21 protein-coding genes, 1 pseudogene and 1 riboswitch are annotated in these 22801 nt (G+C 70.1%); of the genes and pseudogenes, 10 read left to right on the top strand and 12 right to left on the bottom strand.

Annotation, left to right across the window (positions count from 1 at the left end):
• Positions 1 to 531: hypothetical protein (locus A9X04_RS15290; RefSeq protein ID WP_067921826.1), on the bottom strand; the 531-nt coding region annotated here is incomplete at its 3' end.
• A gap of 119 nt (positions 532 to 650) precedes the next feature.
• On the opposite strand from A9X04_RS15290, the gene A9X04_RS15285 reads away from it, so the two are divergent.
• Entirely contained in the window at positions 651 to 980 is a 330-nt protein-coding gene (locus A9X04_RS15285; RefSeq protein WP_156764369.1) for a hypothetical protein, read from the top strand.
• A 193-nt stretch (positions 981 to 1173) separates the two neighbouring features.
• Positions 1174 to 2673 (top strand): peptidase, encoded by a 1500-nt coding sequence (locus A9X04_RS15280; protein ID WP_231985736.1) that lies wholly within the window; start codon positions 1174 to 1176, stop codon positions 2671 to 2673.
• 16 nt (positions 2674 to 2689) lie between these two features.
• On the opposite strand, the gene A9X04_RS15275 is transcribed toward A9X04_RS15280, so the two are convergent.
• The 5 genes from A9X04_RS15275 to thiC all read right to left on the bottom strand — a co-directional run bounded on the left by A9X04_RS15275 (position 2690) and on the right by thiC (position 7159).
• On the bottom strand, positions 2690 to 3559 hold the full coding sequence (locus A9X04_RS15275; protein WP_067921821.1) for an LLM class F420-dependent oxidoreductase: 870 nt from the start codon (positions 3557 to 3559) through the stop codon (positions 2690 to 2692).
• 19 nt (positions 3560 to 3578) lie between these two features.
• Entirely contained in the window at positions 3579 to 4013 is a 435-nt protein-coding gene (locus A9X04_RS15270; RefSeq protein WP_067921818.1) for a MarR family winged helix-turn-helix transcriptional regulator, read from the bottom strand.
• Between the two features lie 46 nt (positions 4014 to 4059).
• Positions 4060 to 4683 (bottom strand): alpha/beta family hydrolase, encoded by a 624-nt coding sequence (locus tag A9X04_RS15265; protein ID WP_067921816.1) that lies wholly within the window; start codon positions 4681 to 4683, stop codon positions 4060 to 4062.
• Positions 4680 to 5507 carry a bifunctional hydroxymethylpyrimidine kinase/phosphomethylpyrimidine kinase gene (gene thiD / locus A9X04_RS15260; RefSeq protein ID WP_067921814.1) on the bottom strand — a complete coding sequence of 276 codons (828 nt, stop codon included), beginning with the start codon at positions 5505 to 5507 and terminating at the stop codon, positions 4680 to 4682. Before thiD ends, A9X04_RS15265 begins: the two co-directional genes overlap by 4 nt.
• Complete coding sequence (gene thiC, locus A9X04_RS15255) at positions 5504 to 7159, bottom strand: phosphomethylpyrimidine synthase ThiC (RefSeq protein WP_067921811.1); 1656 nt, start codon at positions 7157 to 7159, stop codon at positions 5504 to 5506. Before thiC ends, thiD begins: the two co-directional genes overlap by 4 nt.
• Positions 7151 to 7260, bottom strand: a riboswitch (TPP riboswitch). Its footprint overlaps the gene before it by 9 nt.
• Positions 7261 to 7363: 103 nt before the next feature.
• Here thiC and A9X04_RS15250 point away from each other — a divergent pair.
• From A9X04_RS15250 to A9X04_RS15240, 3 genes are all read left to right on the top strand, one after another.
• Entirely contained in the window at positions 7364 to 8071 is a 708-nt protein-coding gene (locus A9X04_RS15250) for a PAS and ANTAR domain-containing protein (protein ID WP_067921808.1), read from the top strand.
• 98 nt (positions 8072 to 8169) lie between these two features.
• Positions 8170 to 8532: an STAS domain-containing protein gene (locus tag A9X04_RS15245; RefSeq protein ID WP_067921800.1), complete on the top strand. Its 363-nt coding sequence runs from the start codon at positions 8170 to 8172 to the stop codon at positions 8530 to 8532.
• Complete coding sequence (locus A9X04_RS15240; protein ID WP_067921798.1) at positions 8529 to 12377, top strand: SpoIIE family protein phosphatase; 3849 nt, start codon at positions 8529 to 8531, stop codon at positions 12375 to 12377. Before A9X04_RS15245 ends, A9X04_RS15240 begins: the two co-directional genes overlap by 4 nt.
• Before the next feature lie 6 nt (positions 12378 to 12383).
• On the opposite strand, the gene A9X04_RS15235 is transcribed toward A9X04_RS15240, so the two are convergent.
• Entirely contained in the window at positions 12384 to 12659 is a 276-nt protein-coding gene (locus tag A9X04_RS15235) for a hypothetical protein (protein WP_102419978.1), read from the bottom strand.
• A 63-nt stretch (positions 12660 to 12722) separates the two neighbouring features.
• Between A9X04_RS15235 and A9X04_RS32340 the strand changes: the two are divergent.
• Positions 12723 to 12800, top strand: a pseudogene (locus A9X04_RS32340) (hypothetical protein); the annotation flags it as partial.
• Here A9X04_RS32340 and A9X04_RS15230 read toward each other — a convergent pair.
• From A9X04_RS15230 to A9X04_RS15210, 5 genes are all read right to left on the bottom strand, one after another.
• Positions 12766 to 17172, bottom strand: coding sequence for a cation-translocating P-type ATPase (locus A9X04_RS15230; protein ID WP_156764370.1), 4407 nt, complete (start codon positions 17170 to 17172; stop codon positions 12766 to 12768). The pseudogene A9X04_RS32340 and the gene A9X04_RS15230 overlap by 35 nt on opposite strands.
• A gap of 51 nt (positions 17173 to 17223) precedes the next feature.
• A complete protein-coding gene (locus tag A9X04_RS15225) occupies positions 17224 to 17667 on the bottom strand; it encodes a hypothetical protein (protein WP_067921789.1) in 444 nt (147 codons plus the stop codon).
• Between the two features lie 213 nt (positions 17668 to 17880).
• Entirely contained in the window at positions 17881 to 18687 is an 807-nt protein-coding gene (locus A9X04_RS15220; RefSeq protein WP_067921831.1) for an exodeoxyribonuclease III, read from the bottom strand.
• Positions 18688 to 18743: 56 nt separating this feature from the next.
• The gene (locus A9X04_RS15215) at positions 18744 to 19484 is read right to left on the bottom strand and encodes a GCN5 family acetyltransferase (protein WP_067921787.1); all 741 of its coding nucleotides are present in this window, start codon (positions 19482 to 19484) and stop codon (positions 18744 to 18746) included.
• Entirely contained in the window at positions 19484 to 20077 is a 594-nt protein-coding gene (locus A9X04_RS15210) for a peptide deformylase (protein ID WP_067921784.1), read from the bottom strand. The genes A9X04_RS15215 and A9X04_RS15210 overlap by 1 nt, the downstream gene beginning before the upstream one ends.
• Positions 20078 to 20280: 203 nt before the next feature.
• On the opposite strand from A9X04_RS15210, the gene A9X04_RS15205 reads away from it, so the two are divergent.
• From A9X04_RS15205 to A9X04_RS15190, 4 genes are all read left to right on the top strand, one after another.
• Positions 20281 to 20589, top strand: a complete 309-nt coding sequence (locus tag A9X04_RS15205; RefSeq protein ID WP_007167558.1) for a DUF3263 domain-containing protein — start codon at positions 20281 to 20283, stop codon at positions 20587 to 20589.
• An 18-nt stretch (positions 20590 to 20607) separates the two neighbouring features.
• Positions 20608 to 21084, top strand: a complete 477-nt coding sequence (locus A9X04_RS15200; RefSeq protein ID WP_067921781.1) for a LytR C-terminal domain-containing protein — start codon at positions 20608 to 20610, stop codon at positions 21082 to 21084.
• A 24-nt stretch (positions 21085 to 21108) separates the two neighbouring features.
• Entirely contained in the window at positions 21109 to 21828 is a 720-nt protein-coding gene (locus A9X04_RS15195; protein WP_067921770.1) for a superoxide dismutase family protein, read from the top strand.
• On the top strand, positions 21818 to 22801 hold a 984-nt coding region (locus tag A9X04_RS15190), incomplete at its 3' end, for a glutamate--cysteine ligase (RefSeq protein WP_067921828.1). The genes A9X04_RS15195 and A9X04_RS15190, both read left to right, overlap by 11 nt.

Below are 22801 nucleotides of genomic sequence, written 5' to 3'. Positions count from 1 at the left end.
GCCCTGACCCATCATCTGCTGCATCATCGCGGGCATGCCCTCCGCGACGAAGCCGGTGACCTCCCGCGCGTGCGCACGGATGACATCGGTGAGGGCCGGATCGTCGGCGGTCTCCTCGGCGATCACGCCCTTGGGGGTGAGGGTGAGCTTGCGGCGGTAACCGCCGGCCTGCCGGAAAAGGGTCGGCAGGCTTTGGCTCATGCAGCTGACTTCGGTGCCCTGATCGAGGTGGGCGTACATGCTCGAAACATGCGCCTGCAGTTGGGCCGCCAGGTCCGGCGACGCCGATTCGGTGGTGGTGCGCACGCCGCCGGGAATGTCCTCGACCACACGGTCGATTTCGCTGTGCCGCATGAACATTTCCATGTAGCGGCTCATGTCCATGTGGCCGGCGCCCATGAAACCGCCGCCGTCGGTGAGGCGTACGGCCATCGACTGAAGGCCGCGCCGCAGCAATCCCAACCCCAGGATGCCGCCCGCGCCGAGAGCGCCGAAGGCGGCGAGTGCCGCCCGCCGCGTCAACTCAGCCATGGCCGCATCCTTTCGGACGTCTCCCGCGCAACAAGCGTAAGCCGACCACAGGCGCGTCGCCCATTCTAGGGCCAATGGTCCCTACCCCCGGTGGGTATATGTGTGCCATCGTTCGGGGCATGACGCAAACTGCTGAATCCAATGTCGAACATCGAGTCGGCGCACACAGTCGGCTGGGTCAAGCGGCCGCGTGGGTGGTCATCGTCGCCGGTGTCGTGTTCGTCGTCGCGGTGGTCTTCTTCTCGGGGCTGCTCCTGGGCTGGTCCTCCGGTGGCCACGACGGGTGGCGCCACGGGTACGGCGGCGGGCGGGCCGGCACCTGCCCGATGATGCAGCCCGGCGGAATGATGGGGCCGGGAATGATGGGCCCGGGCGGGATGATGGGCCCCGGCGGGATGGGCCCGGGTGGCCCGGCCGGACCTCAGCAGACACCCGCGCCGCGCCCCTGAGAGTTCGCTGCCTCCACCGTGACCGCCCGCCGGAGACGGCTGGGTTCCGCACGGTCACCCGCGGGTGACCGTGCGCCCCTGCCGTCGTGGTCGGTGTGCGACCGGCGTGCGCATTCGGGCTGTCACTGTTAGCCAACCGCTCTAGAATGAGACGCTTTGGTGCTGCCCTGCAGCCGGTCGGGATGAGGTTGGGATGAACAGCCGCGCGCGCAATCGACGTCAGCCGACCGGTGGCCGCCCCCGCGGGGCGGCCACCTTGCTGCGGGCGGCGTCAAGCTGCGCGGCGGCGGCAATCGTGGTGGCCGGCTGCGCATCCTTCGTCGACGGGCGGGCGCTGTCGATGCTCAACGACCCGTTCCGGGTGGGCGGCCTGCCCGCCACCAACGGCCCCAGCGGGATCCGCAGCAACGCGCCCGACCCGACGGGCACGGTGGTCAACACCGACAACGGCGCGATCGACAAGTTGTCGTTGCTGTCGGTCAACGACATCGAGGACTACTGGAAGTCGGTGTACGGCCAGTCGCTGAAGGGAACGTTCGTTCCGGTCGGCAAGATGGTGTCCTACAACTCCAACGATCCGGCCAGCCCCATCGTTTGCCACAACGACACCTACAAACTGGTCAACGCGTTCTACACGTCGCGCTGCAACCTGATCGCGTGGGACCGCGGGGTGTTCATGTCCGTCGCACAACGGTATTTCGGCGACATGTCGGTCAACGGGGTGCTGGCCCACGAATTCGGCCATGCCTTGCAGACCATGGCGAAGCTAGTGACCAAGCGAGACCCCACGATCGTGCGCGAGCAGCAGGCCGACTGCTTCGCGGGCGTCTACCTGTTCTGGGTGGCCGACGGCAAGTCGCCGCGGTTCACGCTGAGCACCGCCGACGGACTGGACCACGTGCTGGCGGGCATCATCACCACCCGGGACCCCGTCCTGGACAGCGACACCGAGAACGACGACGAACACGGGTCGGCCCTCGACCGGATCAGCGCCTTCCAGATGGGGTTCATCGACGGCGCCCCGGCCTGCGCGGGGATCGACAGGGCGGAGATCGAACAGCGCCGCGGCGACCTGCCCAACGCGCTGCGGGTCGACACCAGCACCGGGAACCCCGAGACCGGTGAGGTGCCGCTCGACCAGGACACGCTGTCCACCCTGATGGAACTCCTGGGAAAGGTGTTCTCCCCGAAGAATCCGCCGGCGCTGTCCTACCAGGCGGCCGACTGCCCGGACGCCAAGGCCAGCCCGCCGGCGTCCTACTGCCCGGCCACCAACACGATCGTGGTGGACCTGCCCAAGCTGGCGGCGATGGGCAAGGTCGCCGACGAGAACGAACAGACCCTGCCGCAGGGCGACGACACCGCGCTCTCGGTCGTGATGTCGCGCTACGCGCTGGCCGTGCAGCACGAACGCGGGCTGGCCATGCAGAGCCCGTGGACCGCGCTGCGCACCGCGTGCCTGACCGGCGTGGTGCACCGCAAGATGGCCGAGCCCATCGAGCTGTCGTCGCAGAAGCAGCTGCTGCTGACGGCCGGCGATCTCGACGAGGCGGTGGCGGGGTTGCTCACCAACCACCTCGTCGCCAGTGACGCCGACGGCACCAGCGTGCCGGCCGGTTTCACCCGGATAGCGGCCTTTCGTGGCGGCGCGACAGGCAACATGGACGCCTGCTACTCCCGCTATCCGGGATGACCGAACGGCAGCCGTATCAACCGATTTGGGCGAGCCTGGGTACCACCTTGTCGCCGAGGCGGCGGATGAAGCCGACCGGATCGGGGTTGCCCGGGAACGGGCCGGCGTTGACCATCTCGACGCCCAGTTCCGCGTAGCGCTCGGCGGTCTTGAAGTAACCGTCGGGGTCCTCGAAGGGATTCACGAAATGGCCCACCGTCTTGCGGATCTCGCCCGGGTCGCGGCCGACCGCCTCGCAGTGGCGGTGCAGCACCTCGATCTTGTGCCTGAGCTCGTCAACGTCGCTGGTGGTGCTGTTCCAGATGTCGGCGTACTGCGCGACCAGGCGCAGGGTCTTCTTCTCGCCGTCCCCGCCGATCAGGATCGGCGGGCGGCGAATCGGTTGCGGCGAACAAATGGTCTCGGCCAGCTGGTAATGCTTGCCCTGGTAGGGCCCGTCGTTGCCGCTCCACATCTGCTGACAGATCTGCAGCGTCTCTTCGAGCATCTCGAAGCGCTGGCTCACCGGGGGATAGGGGAAGCCGAGCGCGGCGTGCTCGCGGTCGTACCAGGCCGCGCCAAGGCCCAGCATCGAGCGGCCCTGCGACAGGACGTCGAGCGTGGTGACCGCCTTGGCCAGCAGGCCGGGATAGCGGTACGTGACGCCGGTGACCAGCAGGCTCAGGTCGATCCTGGTGGTCTGCGCGGCGAGGAAACCCAGCGACGTGTAGCCCTCCAGGAACGGGTCCTCCGCGCGTCCCACGGCCTCCATCTGAAAGAAGTGGTCGGCCAGCGTGAACAGCGTCGCCCCGCCCTGCTCGGCGGCCTTCGCCGCGTCGGCCAGCGTGGGGCCCAGCGCCGCCGGGTCGCCGGGCAGAAAGTCGATAAAGTGTATTGCCAGTTCCATTGCGGCCCTTGTCCTCTCGTTATTCGGTCAAGCGCTCGAGCAGCGTCAGCGCGTCGAGGATGACGCGACGCTCGCGTTCGGAATACCGCTCGTGGATGGCGCGCGCCAGCCACTCCTCGCGGACCTGCCGGTTGCTTTCGGCGCGTCGCCGGCCCGCCGTGGTCAGCGAAATCAGTTGCCGCCGCCCGTCGTCCGGATCGGGTTGGCGCTCGATGAGCCCGCGCTGCTCGAGGGCGGCCACTACCGTGGCCATGGACTGTGGACGTACCCGCTCCGCGGAGGCCAGGGCGCTCGCCGATGAGGCGCCCTCCTTCCAGAGCCGGTTGAGCACCGCCGTCTGCGAGGGACTGAGGTCGTCGTCCGTGGCGAGGTCCCTCAATCGGCGCCGCAACCGGCTGAAGACCACCCGCAGATCGCGGGCCGCCGCGGCTGCCGATTCGCTGATGCCGTCCACGACACCAGCCTAAATTAGACAGCCAAAACTGTCCAGTCTGAGCTGTCTAATTGCGCCCGAGCAGCTGCAGCGCGGCGTCGACCGCCAGCGCCGCCACGTTCAGGGTCTTGGACCGCAGATCGTGTCGCGCCCCGGCGATCTCGACGACCGCGGTCGTGCCGGAGACCAGCGCGGCGGCGGCGCGCAGCTCGTCGGGCGTGCCGAAGGGGTCCGCTGTCCCGTGCGTGAACACCGTCGGAACCCTGATGTCGGGCAGGTGTTCGGTGCGGGTCCGCTCCGGCTTCCCCGGCGGATGCACGGGGTAGGAGAACAGGCTCAGCAGGTCGACGGGCGCTTCGCGGGCCGCCACCACCATGGACGTCTGCCGTCCGCCGTAGGAGTGCCCGCCGGCGATCAGCGGACCGTCGGCCAGGCCGCGGCACAGCGTGATCGCCTCGACGATCCCGGCGCGGTCGGTGGCCGCTGAACCGGACGGTGGTCCGGTGGGCCGGCGTCGCCGGTAGGGCAGGTTGTACCGGACCGCCAGCCAGCCGCGGCGCGCCCATTCGTCGCAAACCTGTTGCAGCAACGGCGAATCCCGGTTGCCGCCGGCGCCATGCGTCAGCACCACCACTCCGGCGGGTGGGCCGTCGGGTTCGTGCGCCACACCGGCGATCTGTTCCAGGTTCACGTCAACCGGAACAACGGGGAGACGGGGCCGTGGCCGTGGCCCAGCGGGTAGGACGCGCGCAAACATTCGGTGACCCAACGCTTCCCGAAACCGACGGCTTCGGGAACGGGGTACCCGTGCGCCAACGCGCACGCCACGGCCGTGGCCAGCGTGTCGCCGCCGCCGTGGTCATTGCCGCCGGGCAAGCGCTCCGAGTCGAACTCGTGGAACCCGGTGCCGTCATAGAGCAGGTCGCAGCTGCGGTCCGACGACCGGAGGTGGCCGCCCTTGACCAGCACCCAGCGCGGTCCCAGCGCGTGCAGCGCCTTGGCGGCCGCCCGCTGCGACTCCGCGTCCACGACCTCGATGCCCACCAGCAGCCGCACCTCGTCGAGGTTCGGCGTTACCAACGTCGCCAACGGGAACAGTTGGTCGCGAAGGGAATCCAACGCAGCCACCTCCAGCAGCGCGTCGCCGTGCATGGATGCGCACACCGGGTCGACGACGAGCGGAAGCGTCAACCCCAGCCGGCGCCAGGTGGTTGCGACGGCGCCGATGATGGCCGACGATGCCAGCATGCCGGTCTTGACGGCCTGGACGCCGATGTCGGTGACCACCGCTTCGATCTGGGCCGCGACGAAGTCGTCGGGCACCTCGTGAAAGCCCTTGACCCCCACCGTGTTCTGCACGGTCACCGCGGAGACCGCCACGCACGCGTGCACGCCCAGCAGCGCCATGGTGCGCAGGTCGGCCTGGATGCCGGCGCCGCCGCCCGAGTCGGACCCGGCGATGGTCAGCACCCGCAGCGGCGTGCTGCCCGGCGGTGCGAGCGGCAGGTAGCTCACTGGGTGATCGGCAGGTACACCCGGTTGCCGTGCTCGGCGAACTCCTGCGACTTCTCCTGCATGGCGGCTTCGATGGCTTCCTCGCTGTCGAGGCCGTGCTCGGCGGCGTAGTCGCGGACGTCCTGGGTGATCCGCATGGAGCAGAACTTGGGCCCGCACATCGAGCAGAAGTGCGCCGTTTTGGCGGGTTCGGCCGGCAGCGTCTCGTCGTGGAATTCCTTTGCGGTGTCGGGATCCAGCGACAACGCGAACTGGTCGTTCCAGCGGAACTCGAACCGTGCGGTCGATAGGGCGTCGTCGCGCTCCTGCGCGCGCGGATGCCCCTTGGCCAGGTCGGCGGAGTGGGCGGCGATCTTGTAGGCGATCACCCCGTCCTTGACGTCCTTGCGGTCCGGCAGCCCCAGGTGCTCCTTGGGCGTGACGTAGCACAGCATCGCCGTGCCGGCCTGGGCGATGATCGCCGCGCCGATCGCCGAGGTGATGTGGTCGTAGGCCGGCGCGATGTCGGTGGCCAGCGGGCCCAGCGTGTAGAACGGGGCCTCCTCGCAGAGCTCCTCTTCCAGTCGCACGTTCTCCACGATCTTGTGCATCGGGACGTGACCCGGGCCCTCGATCATCACCTGTGCGCCACGGGCTTTCGCGATCTTCGTCAGCTCGCCCAGGGTGCGCAGCTCGGCGAACTGCGCGGCGTCGTTCGCGTCGGCGATCGAGCCCGGCCGCAGGCCGTCACCGAGCGAGAAGGTGACGTCATAACGGGCGAAGATGTCGCACAGCTCCTCGAAGTTGGTGTAGAGGAACGACTCCCGGTGATGCGCCAGGCACCAGGCCGCCATGATCGACCCGCCGCGGGACACGATGCCGGTGACCCGCTTGGCGGTCAGCGGCACGTACCGCAGCAGCACGCCGGCGTGCACGGTCATGTAGTCCACGCCCTGTTCGCACTGCTCGATCACGGTGTCGCGGTAGATCTCCCACGTCAGTTCCGTCGGGTCACCCTTGACCTTCTCCAGCGCCTGGTAGATGGGCACCGTGCCGACGGGCACCGGGGAGTTGCGCAGGATCCATTCGCGCGTCTCGTGGATGTTCTTGCCGGTGGACAGGTCCATGATCGTGTCCGCGCCCCAGCGGGTGGCCCACACCATCTTGTCGACCTCCTCGGCGATCGACGACGTCACCGCCGAGTTGCCGATGTTGGCGTTGACCTTCACCGCGAAGGCCTTGCCGATGATCATCGGTTCGATCTCGGGGTGGTTGTGGTTGGCCGGGATCACCGCGCGCCCGCGGGCGACCTCGTCGCGCACGAGCACGGCGGGCATGTCCTCACGGGCGGCGATGTACGCCATCTCGGCGGTGATCTCGCCGGCCCGGGCCCGCTGCAGCTGGGTGCCGCGGTCGCGGACCACGCCGGGCCGCGGCGGCAGCCCGGCCGTCAGGTCGATGACCGCGTCCGCGTCGGTGTAGGGACCGGAGGTGTCGTACAGGTCGAAGTGGTCCCCGGTGGACAGGTGCACACGCCGGAAGGGAACCCTCAGGCGGGCACCGGTGCCGGGCGCCTCCACCTCCCGGTAGGCCTTGCTGCTGCCCGCGATGGGCCCGGTGGTGACGGAAGCCTCGACGGCTGTGGAAAGGACGGACGTTTTTTCCAAGGTCATTTCTCATCTCCCTACGCCGGCATTACCCGGTCAGGTTCGTACGGTCGACGGCCCCGAGCCGTCCTCTCAGCGCATTGGAGTGCGCTCCCGCGTTGTGGATGGTCCGCACGCGACGTTACCCCCACCCCGGACGGCCTGACATGTGGACGGGCCTTTTGGCCAGGGCGGTAGCCGGTGGTATCCCCCGAGTGCGAGGATGCAAACGTGCAAGAGCAAGGGGGAGCGGCCGGGACCCCACCGGCCGGGCCCCGAGGCCAACAGCCGAGCCCGGTCGAGGCGGTCGGCCGGTACCTCAACGTGGGAACCTTCCGCTTCTGGTTCATCGGTGAGCGCTGGGAGTGGTCCGACGAGGTGGCCAGGATGCACGGCTACGAACCGGGCACCGTCAAGCCGACGACGAAGTTGTTGCTGTCGCACAAGCACCCCGACGACCGCGCGCACGTTCAGGAGGTGCTCGACTACGCCCTGCAGTCGGCGGAGTCCTTCTCCAGTCGGCACCGGTTCATCGACACGGCCGGCCAGGTGCACGACGCGATCGTCGTCGCCGACCGCATGCTCGATGAGTCGGGCGCGGTGGTGGGCACCGCCGGGTATTACATCGACCTCGCCAACACCTTCGACGAGGCCCGGCAGGAGGTGCTCGACGAGGCGCTCCCCGACCTCTTCGAAAGCCGCGCGGCCATAGAACAGGCCAAGGGCGTGCTGATGTACGTCTACCGGGTCAGCGCCGAGCAGGCGTTTCGGGTGCTGCAATGGCGGTCGCAGGAGACCAATGTGAAGCTGCGGGCGCTGGCCAGGCAACTGCTCGCCGAGGTGGCAACGCTGGAGGGTTCGACCGCCGCCCTGCAGAGTCAGTTTGATCACCTGCTGCTCACGGTGCACGAACGGATATCCGCAGAGGCCGCTGGGTAACCAGAGGAATACGCGAACGCGGCAACCCGCAAACCGTTAGTGTTTCTAGACACTCTGGGGCGGCGCATGCCGCGCGACCCGAAGAGCGGCGAAAGGCGTTGAAGGTGTTGGCGGTGGAACACGAGGCACTCGAGGACGCTGTGGTCGTGCGCGTTAAGGGCGGTGTGGACTCCAGTACCGTCGATGAGGTAACCGCTCACCTGACCGCCGCGCTCAAGCTGGCCGAGCCCCATCCGTCCCGGCTGGTCGTCGTCGACCTGCAGGCGGTCGACTTCTTCGGCAGCGCGGCGTTGAACGCCGTGCTCGAGTGTCACGACGCAGGGAAGGAAGCCGGGACGGCGGTCCGCCTGGTCGCGGACCACGACCAAGTGCTGCGCCCCATCGAGGTGACCGAACTCGATCGCATCTTCGACATCTACCCCACCCTTTCCGAGGCTCTGCAACGCAAGCGAAGGCAATGAACCCGGCGCTGCCGGCCGATTTGGCGGCTGCGGTCGATTTGGGCGGCGAGGTGGGTCGCCGGTTCGCCGAATTCGACTGGGACGCCCATCCATTGGGCTCGCCGCGGGACTGGCCGGCCGAGGTGCGGGTGGCGGTGGCCGTCGCTTTGACCTCGCGGTTCCCCATCGTGCTCTGGCTGGGGCCCCGGGATCTGTTCCTGATGTACAACGACGCCTACGCCCAGATCCTGGCGGACAAGCATCCGGCCGCGCTGGGCTGCCCGGCGCAGCAGGTGTGGTGGGAGATCTGGCCCCAGATCTCGCCGATGCTGACCAGCGTGATCGACACCGGCGTCGCGACGTGGTCCGACGACCTGATGTTGCCGCTGATGACCGGCGGCCGGTCGCAGGAGCGGTACTTCACCTTCACCTACAGCCCCATCATCGGCGGCGAGGGTGCGGTGACCGCCGTCTTCTGCGCGGTGATCGAAACCACCGACCGGGTGCTGAGCGAGCGGCGCCTGCACGTGCTCAACTCCGTGGCGACCGCCGTGATGGACGCGCACACCATCGACGACGCGGTCGGCAGCGCCGTCGCCGTCTGCAGCGGGCAGCCCCTGGACCTGCCCTTCATCGCCGTCTACGTAGCGGACGCCGCGGACGGGTCGCGCGCCAGCACGCTGCGCGGGGCCACCCCCGCGATTGCCTCGGTGCTGCCCGGTTCGCTGGCCGGGCTCATAGGTGGGGACGAGACCCCACGCGACCGGGCGGCGCGCGTGATCGACCGGCTCGAGGACGTAATCCCGGGCATCACAGAGCTTTTCGGTGAGGCGTGTCCCCGCCAGGCGCTGGTATTGCCGCTCGGAGAGGCCTCGGGCGGCGGGGCGTTGGTGATCGGGGTCAGTCCGCGGCGGCCCCTCGATGCGATGTATCGCGGCTTCTGCCAGTTACTCGCCGATCAGCTGTCCGCGGCGTTCGCCTCCGCGGTCTCCTACGACCAGCAACGGCAGCGGGCCGACGCGCTGGCCGAATTGGACCGGGCGAAGACGGCGTTCCTGACCAACGTCAGCCACGAGTTCCGCACCCCGCTGACGCTGCTGCTCGGGCCGCTCGACGATGCGCTGTCCGAGGCGGCGTCGGGAAGCGTGCTGGCGGATCGGCTTGGCACGGCGGGCCGCAACGCGCGGCGCCTGCAGCGCCTGGTCGACTCGTTGCTCGACTTCTCCCGGATCGAAGCGGGCCGCGGGAACGCGAAGTTGGCGTGTACCGATGTGGGGGCGCTGACCGCCCACATAGCGGCGTCCTTCACCGAGCTCTGCCATCGGGCGGGGCTCGAGCTCGTCGTGGACTGCGCGCCCGTGCTGGCCGATGTCGACCCGGGCATGTGGGAGACGATCATCCTCAACCTGCTGTCGAACGCGGTGAAATACACACTGCGGGGCTCGATTTCGGTCAGTGTGCGCGCCCAATCGGGCCACTGCGTCGTCACCATGCGCGACACCGGGGTGGGGATCGCCGCCGAGGACCTGGGCCGCCTGTTCGACCGCTTCTACCGCGCCGACAACTTCCGCGGCCGCAGCGTCGAGGGCACCGGGATCGGGCTCTCGCTGGTGCGCGGGCTCGTCGAGCTGCACAGCGGAACCGTAAGCATCGCCAGCGAATTGGACCGCGGGACGACGGTGACCATCCGGCTGCCGCAATCCGTCGGCATGGCGGCCGGCCAGTCACCCGCCGGGTTGCTGGACGAGAGCAACCCGTACGTGGCGGAGGCCCGGCAATGGCTGACGCCGGTCGACCACCGCGAGGGCCCGGCGGCCGCACCCGACAGGCGGCGGCCGCTGGTGTTGATCGCCGACGACAACGCCGACATGCGAGGCCATCTCGACCGGGTGCTGTCGGCCCATTGGGAGACAGTCCTCGCCGCGGACGGCAGGTCGGCGCTCGCGGCGACCCGAAAGCTGCGCCCCGACGCGGTCGTCACCGATGTCATGATGCCGGGCATCGACGGTTTTGGGCTGGTGGCGGCCATCCGCGCCGACCCGGAACTGGCGGCCACGCCCGTGCTCATGCTGTCCGCGCGGGCCGGGGCCGAGGCGGTCGACGAGGGCTACGCCGGTGGGGCCGACGACTATCTGCCCAAGCCGTTCCGCTCCCGGGAGCTGGTCGACCGGCTGAAGTCGCGGCTGTCCGCGGCGGCCCGCGAACGCGACCGCCAGCGTCGCGCCGCGGCCTCGGACCTGGTGCACCTCGACTCGGCGCTGCAGGCCACCGACTCGGTCGCCGGCATCATGGACGCCCTGCTGGAATCCCCGTTCGGCTCGGCCGACGCCGCCACCGTCACGATCGGCGTCCTCGACGGCGATCGCCACATCCGGTTCGAGTACGCCGGCCACCTGCCCGGAGAACTGCGTGACCGCTACCACGTCACCGAGCTCGACTCCCCGGTGGTGGGGGCCGACGTCGTGCGCACCGGCGAGCCGATGGTCATCCCCGACACGCTCGACCTGCCACCGCGCTACGAGCACGCGGTCCAGGACACCGCCGACAGCGTTCGCGCCTGCGTCGCCCAGCCCTTGCGGGACCACTCGGGCCGCGTCGTCGGGGTGCTGGCCCTGCTGTGGCCCGCGCCCCGCCGGTTCGACGCCGCCGAACTCGACGCGTTCAGCCGCGTGGCCGAATTGACGTCGTCGGCCCTGGACCGGGTCCGCGTGATGGAGCGCGAACACCGCATCGCCGTCGACTTCCAAGAGCACCTGCTGGATCTGGACCGGGCCTCGACGGCCGCCGTGGTGGCGGCCGTGTACCAGCCGGCCGGAGAGGCGATGCGGGTCGGCGGCGACTGGTATTCGGTCACCCCGCTGGACCGCGGCAGCCGACTCGGGATATCGGTGGGCGACGTCGTCGGCCACGGCCTGCCCGCGGCGATCGTGATGAGCCGGCTGCGCGCCGCGGTGGCGGCCTCTGCCCTGACCGCGGGCCAGCCGGGCGCGGTGCTGGGCGCGCTGGACCGGTACGGGGCCAGCGTCGCGGGGGCGCGCTGCGCGACGGTGGCCTACGCGCTGATCGCGACCGAGCCGGACACCGGGTGCGCCACCGTCAATTACAGCTGCGCCGGCCATCCCTACCCGCTGCTGGTCCTGCCCGACCACCAGGCGGTGTTCCTGACGGCCGGCCGGCGGCTGCCGGTCGCCATCAAGGAACACGATGCGCAAAGCTATCCGTCCGACGCCACCGCGACGTCGAACATGCCGCCGGGAAGCCTGATCCTGCTCTACACCGACGGACTCATCGAGCGCGCCGGCGAGACGCTCGACGACGGCCTGGCCCGGCTCAAGGCCGCGGCCGCCGAATGCGCCGACCTGCCGGTCGAGTCCGTCTGCGCCGAGCTGCTGTCCCGGATGGCGCCCCCCGACGGCTACCGCGACGACGTCGTCGTGCTGGCGCTGCGCCCGAGCCATGAAGCCGCACGCAGCTTCGCCACCGTGGTGACGGCCGCGGCGGGTCAGATTCCCGTCGTGCGGGAACGGCTGCGCGCCTGGCTGTCCCGGGTCGGCGTCGTCCCGAAGCGTGAACTGGACATCCTGCTGGCGACCGGGGAAGCCGTGACCAACGCGATCGAGCACGGCAGTGACGGCGAGTCCCGCCGGACCGTCTCCCTGGAGGCCTTCGTGCACCAGCGGACGGTCGCCGTCACGATCAGCGACACCGGCCGGTGGGCCGGCGATTCCTCGGCCAGCCTGCGCAGCCGGCGCCGTGGCCGGGGTCTTTCCCTGATCGGCGGGCTGGCCGACCACGTCGACACCCTTCGCACGCCTGGGGGCACCCGGGTCACGATGCGGTTCGACCGGGCCCTCGGGACGGCCTAATTTTTGCTAGGCCTCTTCCATGGCCTCGCCGAGCTCCTCTAAGAGCTTGTTGTGGTGATTGCTGGCCAGCAGGTGTCCGGCGGCGATGACGACGGCCACCGGCCAGTCGATGAGTTCGAGCGCCGCCAGGGCGGCCAGGCCCCCGAAGTAGGCCAGCTGTTCGGGCCGGGGAATCTCCATCTGCCCGAGCACCGGAAGGTTCACGTGGAAGGTTTCGCCCTCGCGGATCCTCTGCACGGCCTCGCGTTGCGATGTCCCCCTGCGCGACTTCTTTTCCGCCATCATTTGCCTTTCAGTAACGAAGGGTTTGCCGAGTCGCCGGGTGCTCCGACCACCGTCGGACCTATGTCGACGATGACAGACACCGGGGGCGATCCGCTGGTTTCATCTATTGCTCTGGTGCTGAAGGTGCCGTTACTGGAACTCTATGCGCTGCTGTGGCGGGTCGGGGTCGTCGAGGTTCACCCACCGGGGCGGGGGCGGCGCCGGATTTGTCCGGACCCGTCAGCGCACGATTCGCAATCCCGATCGCGACGGTCGCCGCAGCGGCGGATCCCAGCCCCTGCGCCCAGCCGAGTGGACCCAGCGGTGTGCATCCCAGCAGTTGGCTGACGACCGGGATGCTGATCAACGTCCCCATCGCCGCGAGCGAGCCCACCGCGGTCAAGACCACCAACGGGGCATGCGAATCCAGCAGCGTCTGACCCAGCTCGGCGCCCACCAGGGCGACCAGCGCGACGGTGGAGGCGCGCTGCGGGCGACCGGTGACGCTGCCCATCGCCCACGCCGCCGTCGTCGCGGCGGCCGTTGTGACGCCGCGGATCGCGACCGCGCGCCATAGCGCGGGCTGGTCCGGTCCCCGGATGCCCGGGTCGACCGGGCCGCTGGGCTTGCTCACCGCCAGGGCCGCCGCCGGCAGCGCGTCGGTCATCATGTTCACCAACAGCAGCTGCCGCGTGTTCAACGGCGAGGTCCCGGTGATCGCGCTGCCGATGATCGCGAACAACACCTCGCCGGCATTGCCGCCCAGCAGCACCGACACGGCCGCCTGCACCCGCTGCCAGAGTTGGCGGCCCTCTTCGATCGCGTTGCGCAGGCCCTCGATGCGGGCATCGACCAGCACCACATCGGCCGCCATGTGCGCCGGGTCGCTGCCCCCGGCAACGACGCCGATGCCGACCGTGGCGGCCCGGATGGCCGCCGCGTCGTTCGCGCCGTCGCCGACCATCGCGGTGCGCACGCCCGCGCTCTCGAGCGTCTGAACGACCTGCACCTTGTTCTCCGGCGTCATCCGGGCGAAGATCACCCGCTCGGTCACGACGCGCTCCTGATCCTTGCGCGACAACGCGTCCCATTCCGCGCCGCTGATCACCTGTCCGGCGGTCACGCTCATCCCGAGTTCCTCGGCGATGGCCTTCGCGGTGATCGGATGGTCGCCGGTGATCAGCTTGACGCCCACCGAAAGCCTGCGCAGATCCGCCAGCAGCCCGGCCGCCTCGGCGCGGGGGGTGTCGGACAAACCCAGGAACCCGGTGAGGGTCAGCCCCTCGCGGGCGAAGTCGGCGATGTCGTCGGGCTCGTGCCGGATGGCCCGCGCCTGGGCGGGGCTCAGCTGTCGGCGCGCCACCGCGATCACCCGCAGGCCGCCGCCGGCCATCCTCGCGACCGTCTCCTCCATTTCGGGGCTGACGCCGTCGCAGGCGGCCAACACCACCTCGGGGGCACCCTTGACGGCCAGCTCGGTTTCCGTCACCGAGGCGGAGAACGACCGGCCGGAGCGGAACGGCAGGTGCGCGACGGGCGTGGCCGAGTTGTGGCCGTTTACCGCTGAGGCGGCCTCGACGATGGCGACGTCGGTGGCGTGCACGTGCGGGTCGCCGTTGGACGGCGGCGCGGCGTGCGCGGCGCAGCGCAGCACCTCCTCACGCGAAGTGCCCGACACCGCAACGACTTCGGTGACGCGCAGCCGGTTCTGGCTCAGTGTGCCGGTCTTGTCGAAGCAGACCACGTCGATGCGGCCGAGCGCCTCCACCGAACGCGGCACGCGGACCAGCGCGCCGAACCTGGTCAGCCGCCGCGCGGACGCGGCTTGCGCCAGGGTCGCCACCAACGGCATGCCTTCGGGCACCGCCGCGACGGCGATGGCGATCCCGCTCGCGACGGCCTGGCGCAGGACCGAGCCCCGCAGCAGCCCCAGCGCGCCGACCAGCGCGCCGCCGGTCATGCTGACCGGGAAGGCGCGGTTGGTGAGCTGGCTGAGCTGGTGCTGCAGGCCGACGTCCGAGGAGAGGTCGCCGGAGACCAGCTCGGCGGCGCGGCGTTCCTGGGTGTCGGCCCCGACCGCGGTCACCACCGCCACCGCGGTGCCCGCCACCACGGTCGTCCCGGCGTACAGCATGCAGCGGCGTTCGGCGAGCGCGGCGCCGGGTGTCGGCTCGACCTGCTTCTCCACCGACAGCGACTCACCGGTCAGCGTCGACTCGTCGACCTCGACGTCGACCTCCTCGACGATCCGGGCGTCGGCGGGCACCACCTCGTGGGTGCGCACCTCGATGACGTCGCCGGGCTGCAGCTGCGCCGCGATGACGTCGGCGTACGCCCGCTCACCCTCCCCGTCGGAGAGGACCTTGCGGGCCGGTGGGATCTGTTGTGCGAGTAGATGGTTCAGCCGGTTTTCGGCTCGCAGCCGCTGGCTGGCCGCGAGCATGGAGTTCCCGGTCAGCACCGAGAAGACCAGGACGCCGTCGACCGGCGAGCCGAGCACGGCGCTGGCTGCCGATCCGAGCGCGAGCACGGGCGTCAGCGGGTCGGTCAACTCGGCGCGCACGGCGCCCAGGAACTGCAGCACGGCGTGCGTGCGGGTTTGGGGCTGCGCCGCGCCCAGGGTGGCCAGCGCGAGCCGCCCGGGATCGCCGGCGGGCTCGGAATCGGGCGGCGGCAGCGCCCGGCGGACATGCTCGACCGCCATCGCGTGCCACTCCTGAACGGGAGCCGGGCGCGGGGCATCCGCCCGGATGATGCCGCGCGCCAGCAGATATCCGGACAACGCACCGGCCGCCGCCCCGCTGGTCACCGGCCCGCGCCCGATGCCGCGGACGCCGGGGATCATCAGCAGCGAGCCCATCGCCGTTGCGCCGGCGGAGATCCCGACGCCGCGTTGGGCGGCAGCCCGCGCCGCCGGCAGCGCGCGCAGCACCCGCCAGGCCGCCGCCAGGTCGGGCAGCAGCAGGTCTGCGTACCACGGCGGCGGGCCGTCCCCGGGCTCGGGCAGCATGCCCAGCGCCACGTCGGCCGACCAAACCGCTTGCGCCCCGGCCGATGACAGCACGGCGACCGTGCGGCCCGCCGCCTGCAGATCCGCGACGGCGTGGGCCAGCGCGTCGTCGACCGACCCCCGCTCCAGCGGCCTGATGTCGTCGAACGCGGGGCGCAGTTCGCCCAGTGAATCGTCCTCGACTGAGACCAGCTCGGCCTTCGTCCGGTGCGCCTCGGCGACGACGGCCGACGCCAGCGGGTCGTGCGTGAAGCAGAAGAGCGCCTCCACTTCGCCATTCGGCTTACTGGCCGATATTCCCGGCACCGGGTGCCAGCCGGGGCTCAAGCGCTGGTTTTCCAGCATCAGCTGGGCGCGCGACCACGCTGCGGGCAGCTCGGCTTCCTTTGCGCCGCGGATGATCTGCACCCGCAGGCCGCGGGTGCACAACACCCGCGGGTCGATGACGATCGCGTCCACCCGGTCCAGGCGGCGCAGCGCCTCCGGGCGCAACGACAGCACCGCGTGCCGCTCGGCCAGCCCCTGCCCGAGCGCGGCGGCGAAGGCCTCCGGCGTGGTCCGGTTGGCCGCCGGGGTGGTCACCAGGACGGCCAGGGCCGCCTGGTGCAGGTTGCGGGTGGTGGCGCCGACGATCCCGGCGCTGACCGCCTGGACGAGCGCGAATCGATTTCCGAAATGGTCGGCCGGCCGGCCGCGCGGGGGCTTCGACCGCGCCGACGGGTCGGTGTGCGGCTGATCGGCGTGGCCGGCCAGTTGTGGCTCGTGGCGGACCCAGGCGCGGGCCTCCGCGCGGCATTCGGCCGCTTTGAGCGACTGCATCAGCAGGCCGACCGACAACGACGCGGGGGACAGGGTGACGGTTTCCGCGGCCGTCACCGCCAGCGCCAGCACGGTGTCGGTCGCGGGGCGGCCGATGCGGTCCTCCAGCAGGCGGCGCAGCCACGGCTGGTAGTCGAGGGCCACCACGCCCGCCAGGACGCCGATGGGCATACGCGGCCAGCGCAGCGCCCGGCCGGTGAGCGCTATGCCCAGCCCGGCCGCGCTGGCGGCCGCGGTCGCGGCGCGGGTGGCCAGCACCACGCCGTCGCCCGGCAGGCTCGTCCGGGGCGCCGACGGCTTGGCGGTCGTCCTTGGCGCGCAACGCCTCTCGGCGCCGTCGACGGCGCGGCAGAGGTCGCGCAGCGAGGTGTCCGCGTCGCCGATCGTGATCACCACTCGCGACAGCGGGTAGTTCAGGGCGGCCGACGCCACACCGGGTTGGGCCAGCACCGCGTCCAGGACCGTGCGTCCGAGTTCTTCGGCCGAATCGTCTTTCGAGGCGCCGTCGAGCCCGCGTACCTCGATCCAGGCGCGGTCCCGGCCGCGCCAACACCGTCGGCTCAGTATTGCCGGCGTGCCCCCGGGCAGCTCGCCCGTGATCGCCCGCGCGCCTTCGCGAAGCGGAATCGCGGCGATGGTGATGCCGGACTCGACCAGCGAGGTGGTCGCCTGGATGCCGGTCGCGACGACGCGCAACGGCAGAGATTGTCGTATTGCCGTCGCAATGGCCAAAGCGTTGTCGGATAGTCCGATTTAGTTGGTGCTACGCAACTCGGCGCTGCCGGCCCGACGCCCGGCGGCCTTCTTGGCGGTCGATTTGCTGGCCGCTTTTTGCGGCGCGGCCTTCGGTGCCGCCGGTTCCACCGGGACCGCCTTGAGGCTGGCCTTCGTCGACTTCGCCGGTTCCTGCTTGCGGCTCAGTCGCTGCAGCAGCAGGGCGCTGCCGCCGACCGCCAGCAGCACCGGCCACTCCACCAGTCCCGCGACGCCCAGGGCGCCGAACGCCACCGCGGCCGCGGGCGCGGAGTGGCTGCCGCTGCTCATGCCCTTCTTGATGCCCTCGGCGGCGCCGGCGACGCCCCCGATGACCCCGTTGACCGCCGCGCCACCCACCGCGCCGGCGGCCGCGGTCGTCGTGGTCGCCACGCGACTCACCGCCTGACCCACGCCCCGGACCGCTCCGCCGATGACACTCATGCTGACTCCCTGGCTTTCTGCCCTTGCCGCGAAACCCGCGTCACCGGCGAGGTGTACCCGCTTGAACGCATCGTTAACAGCAAAAAAACATTGTATCTGCTTCTAACAAAACAAAGCCTGCCACTTTGGAAACCGGCAGACAACGAGTGGCCGCATTTAATTTGCTTGAGCTTAACCTGATCGTGCTTGCGGTGCGATCTCGGTGAAAGCGAATTAGGCCCGCCTTATATCGATCAGCACCGGTGCGTGGTCGCTGGCGGCCTTGCCCTTGCGCTCGTCGCGGACGATCTGGGCGTCCGTGACGCGCTCGGCCAATTCCGGGGAGGCGAGGATGAAGTCGATGCGCATGCCCTGGCGCTTCGGGAAGCGCAACTGGGTGTAGTCCCAGTAGGTGTACACGCCCGGTCCGGGCGCGAAAGGCCGTACCACGTCGGTGAATTGGGCGTCGACGATGGCGCCGAACGCGCGGCGCTCCGGCTCGGAGACGTGGGTGGCGCCGGCATAGAATTCGGTGCTCCACACGTCGTCGTCCGTCGGGGCGATGTTCCAGTCGCCGGCCAGCGCGATCTGGGCCGTGGGATCGTCGCGCAACCACCCCGCCGCCGTATCACGCAGCGCGGCAAGCCATTCCAACTTGTAGAAGTAATGCGGGTCGCCCACCGCGCGGCCGTTGGGCACGTAAAGGCTCCAGACCCGGACCCCGTCGCAGGTGGCGCCGAGCGCGCGGGCCTCGGCCGTCGCGGCCACCTCCGGCTTACTGGTCCAGCTGGGCTGGCCGTCGAAGCCGATCTGTAGGTCGTCGAGGCCCACGCGGGAGGCGATCGCCACGCCGTTCCATTGGTTGAAGCCGACATGCGCCACCTCGTAGCCGAGTTCGAAGAACGGCAGGGTGGGGAATTGGCTGTCGGAGCACTTGGTCTCCTGCATGGCCAGCACGTCGACGTCCGCGCGGGCCAGCCAGTCGAGGACGCGGGGCAGGCGGCTGCGAATCGAGTTCACGTTCCAGGTGGCCAGCCGCAGCGGCGATCGCGAGCGCGGCGAGGCCGGGCGCTGCGCGTCGCCGCCATCGATCATCGCTAGACGGTATCCCAGGCCGGCGAGCGGGCCGGGAAATAGCGGCGGCGATGGTGCGCGCGGAAGCCCAGCGCCTCGGCGAGCGCCATCATGCCGGCGTCGGTGCCGGGCAGGACCAGGTACCCGCGAGTCGCGCCGCGCGCCGCCGCCCGGGCCATTAGCGCTTCGCACGCGGCCGCGGTGGCCGGGTCGTCGGCGGGGCCGGTCACCGACAGGCCGGCCCAGCGCGTGCCGTCGGGGTCGGGTTCGGATGGCGCCGAGGCCGGCAGGTCGCGCACCCAAACGCGTTCCGTGTGTTCGGCGTTCAGCCCCGGCGGCGTCGGCAACAAGCGATCCGGAACGCACAGCCGCGGCGCCAGGCCCCGCCGCTCATACCAGTCAGCGATCGCCGCGATGGTACGGCCGTGCGCCGAAACATCAAGCGGCACCGCGTAATCGACGCCACCTCCGGCGCGCAGCAGCCAGCCCTCGAGCCAGACCCGTTCCGCGCCGGGCAACGCGGCGGCGGCCGCGCGCTCGAGAGCCCGGATCTCGGACGTGCGGACCGGCGCGTCCGTCAGCACCCGCAGCGCGACCACGTCTCCGGCCGCCACCTCCACGACCGCGCCGCTCTTGGTGCGCACCCGCACCGACGGCCCGACCGCCAGCAGGTGTCCGACCGCATCGGTCAGCGGGGGGACCGAGCCTTCCGGGCGCCGGTAGCGAAGCGTCACCCGGGTGCCCGGTTCCGGCCACGAGAACATCAGTGACCGAACGGGTCCGGCCCTTCACCGGGCAGCCAGGACAGGCCGGGAACGCCCCACCCGTGTGCCTTGACGGCGCGCTTGGCGCTGCGCGCGTGGCGGCCGACGAGACGGTCCAGGTACAAAAACCCGTCCAGGTGGCCGGTCTCGTGTTGCAGCATGCGCGCGAACAGGCCGGTGCCCTCGAGTTCGACCGGGCGGCCGTCGGCGTCCAGACCCGTGACCCGCGCCCAGGTGGCGCGGCCGGTGGGGAAGGACTCGCCCGGGACCGAGAGGCAACCCTCGTCGTCGGCGTCGGGATCGGGCATGGTCTCGGGCACCTCGGAGGTCTCCAGCACCGGGTTGACGACCACGCCGCGCCGGCGGTCGGTCCGGCCGCGGTCGTCGGCGCAGTCGTAGACGAAGACCCGCAGGCCGACCCCGATCTGGTTGGCGGCCAGGCCGACTCCGTGCGCGGCGTCCATGGTGTCGTACATGTCGGCGATCAGCTTCGGCAGGTCGGCCGGCAGGGAACCGTCGGCGCCGACGGGCACCGGCTGCGTCGGGGTGTGCAAGACCGGATCGCCGACGATCCGGATCGGTACGACTGCCATGGTCGGCTAAGCTACCGCACGCGCGTGCGCGTCCGGGCCGGCGATCGCCGGTGCGGGCAATCTGAGCCAATCGGCCGACTCGCGGGTCTGGATGACGGCTTGAGGGTTTGGGCCGTGGTTCAATATTCGCCGAAACACGCCCTTAGGTAAGTCAAGTCATTAGAGCAGCTGAGAATTCGCCGGAAGGGTCCAGGGGAAGCTATATGGACAGCGCCATGGCGCGGGCAAATCGATCGGGGGACGATGCCGAGATCGCAGATGGGCTCACCCGCCGCGAACACGACATCCTCGCCTTCGAACGTCAGTGGTGGAAATTTGCGGGCGTAAAAGAAGAAGCCATCAAAGAGTTGTTCTCGATGTCGGCGACGCGCTACTACCAGGTGCTCAACGCACTCGTCGACCGCCCCGAGGCGCTGGCCGCCGACCCGATGCTGGTGAAGCGGTTGCGGCGGCTGCGGGCGAGCCGCCAGAAGGCGCGGGCGGCGCGGCGCCTGGGCTTCGAGGTGACCTGACTCGCTACAGTGGGCTCGATGAAAGAGCGAGTCCCCGACTCCACCGGGCTTCCCCTGCGGGCGATGGTGATGGTGCTGTTGTTCCTGGGGGTCATTTTCCTGTTGCTCGGCTGGCAGGCGCTGGGCTCGTCCGGCAGCTCCGAGGACGACTCGGCGTCGGCGGCCTCCACGTCCACCAGCACCAGCGCGTCGCCCACGTCGACGAGCGCTAAGCCCGCGGGGAACCACGCCGAGGTGCAGGTCTACAACATCTCGACGAAAGAGGGCGTCGGCGCCCGCACCAAGGACCAGCTCACCACCGCCGGTTTCAACGTCACCAAGGTCGACAACATGACCGTGCCCGACGTGTCGGCCACCACGGTTTATTACACCGACGCCGACGACGAGCACGCGACCGCCGATGCGGTCGGCAAGAGCCTGGGCGCGCCGGTCGAACCGCGCATCCCCGCGCTGGCCGGCCAACCGCCGGGCGTCATCGTGCTCGTTACGGGCTGAGGCTTGAGCGGCTAGGCTTCCGCTATGCCTCCGTTTGCTGGTCACCGCACTGCCGCCGTCACCGTTTCCGCGCTCTCCGCAGCCACGTGCGCCGCGCTGCTGGGGGCGTGCTCATCGCCTCAGCACGCCTCGACCTCACCGGGCACCACGCCGGCCGTCTGGACCGGATCGCCGGCACCGACCGGAACCCCGATACCGGAGGGCGGACCCGTCGCCGCCGCGGCGGGCAAGAACATCACCACCCACCTGAAGGCGCCCGACGGTACCGAGGTCGCGACCGCGACGTTCCAGTTCAACAACGGCTACGCCACCGTGACCATCGAGACGACGGGCAACGGGGTGCTGACGCCGGGATTCCACGGGGTGCACATCCACAAGACCGGAAAGTGTGAGCCCAATTCCGTCGCCCCCACCGGCGGCGCGCCCGGAGATTTCCTGTCCGCCGGAGGGCACTTCCAAACGCCCGGCCACACCGCCGAACCCGCCAGCGGCGACCTGACCTCGTTGCAGGTACGCAAGGACGGGTCCGGGGTGTTGATGACCACCACGGACGCGTTCGCCATGGACGACCTGCTCACCGGCGAAAAGACCGCGATCATCATTCATGCGGGCGCCGACAACTTCGCCAACATCCCGCCGGAGCGGTACAACCAGAGTAACGGCACCCCGGGGCCCGACCAGACGACAATGAGCACCGGTGACGCCGGCAAGCGGGTCGCGTGCGGTGTGATCGGTGCCGGCTAACAGGCAGAACGCGCGCATCGATTTCGCCCGTTCACCGCGGCCGACCCTGGGGGTGGAGTGGGAGTTCGCGCTCGTCGACGCGCAGACCCGTGACCTGAGCAACGAAGCCACGGCGGTGATCGCCGAGATCGGCGAAAACCCGCGCGTGCACAAGGAGTTGCTGCGCAACACGGTCGAAGTGGTCAGCGGGGTGTGCAATTCCACCGGGGAGGCGATGGAGGATCTGCGGGAGACCCTGGGACCCGCACACCGGATCGTCCGGGACCGGGGCATGGAGCTGTTGAGCGCCGGCGCCCACCCCTTCGCGCAGTGGTCGACCCAGAAGCTCACCGACGCGCCCCGCTACGCCGAACTGATCAAACGCACCCAGTGGTGGGGGCGGCAGATGTTGATCTGGGGCGTGCACGTGCACGTCGGAATCTCCTCGGCGCACAAGGTGATGCCGATCATGACGTCGCTGCTGAAGTACTACCCGCACCTGTTGGCGCTGTCGGCGTCCTCGCCGTGGTGGACCGGTGTGGACACCGGCTATGCCAGCAACCGCGCGATGATGTTCCAGCAGTTGCCCACCGCCGGCCTGCCGTTCCAGTTCCAGACCTGGGCGGAGTTCGAGGGGTTCGTCTACGACCAGAAGAAGACCGGCATCATCGATCACGTCGACGAAGTCCGTTGGGACATCAGGCCTTCGCCGCACCTGGGCACAATCGAGGTGCGGGTGTGCGACGGCGTGTCCAACCTGCGCGAGCTGGGCGCGCTGGTCGCGTTGACGCATTGCCTGGTGGTCGACCTGGACCGCAGGCTGGAGGCCGACGAGACGTTGCCGACCATGCCGCCCTGGCACAACCAGGAGAACAAGTGGCGCGCCGCCCGCTACGGCCTGGACGCGATCATCATCCAGGACGCCGACAGCAACGAGCGGCTGGTCACCGAGGATCTCGACGACGTGCTGAACCAGCTGGAGCCCGTCGCCAAG

Origin of the sequence: Mycobacterium sp. E3247, assembly GCF_001667785.1 — a bacterium.
In the GTDB taxonomy this organism is placed as follows: domain Bacteria; phylum Actinomycetota; class Actinomycetes; order Mycobacteriales; family Mycobacteriaceae; genus Mycobacterium.
This window is presented reverse-complemented; position numbering and strand designations above follow the sequence as displayed.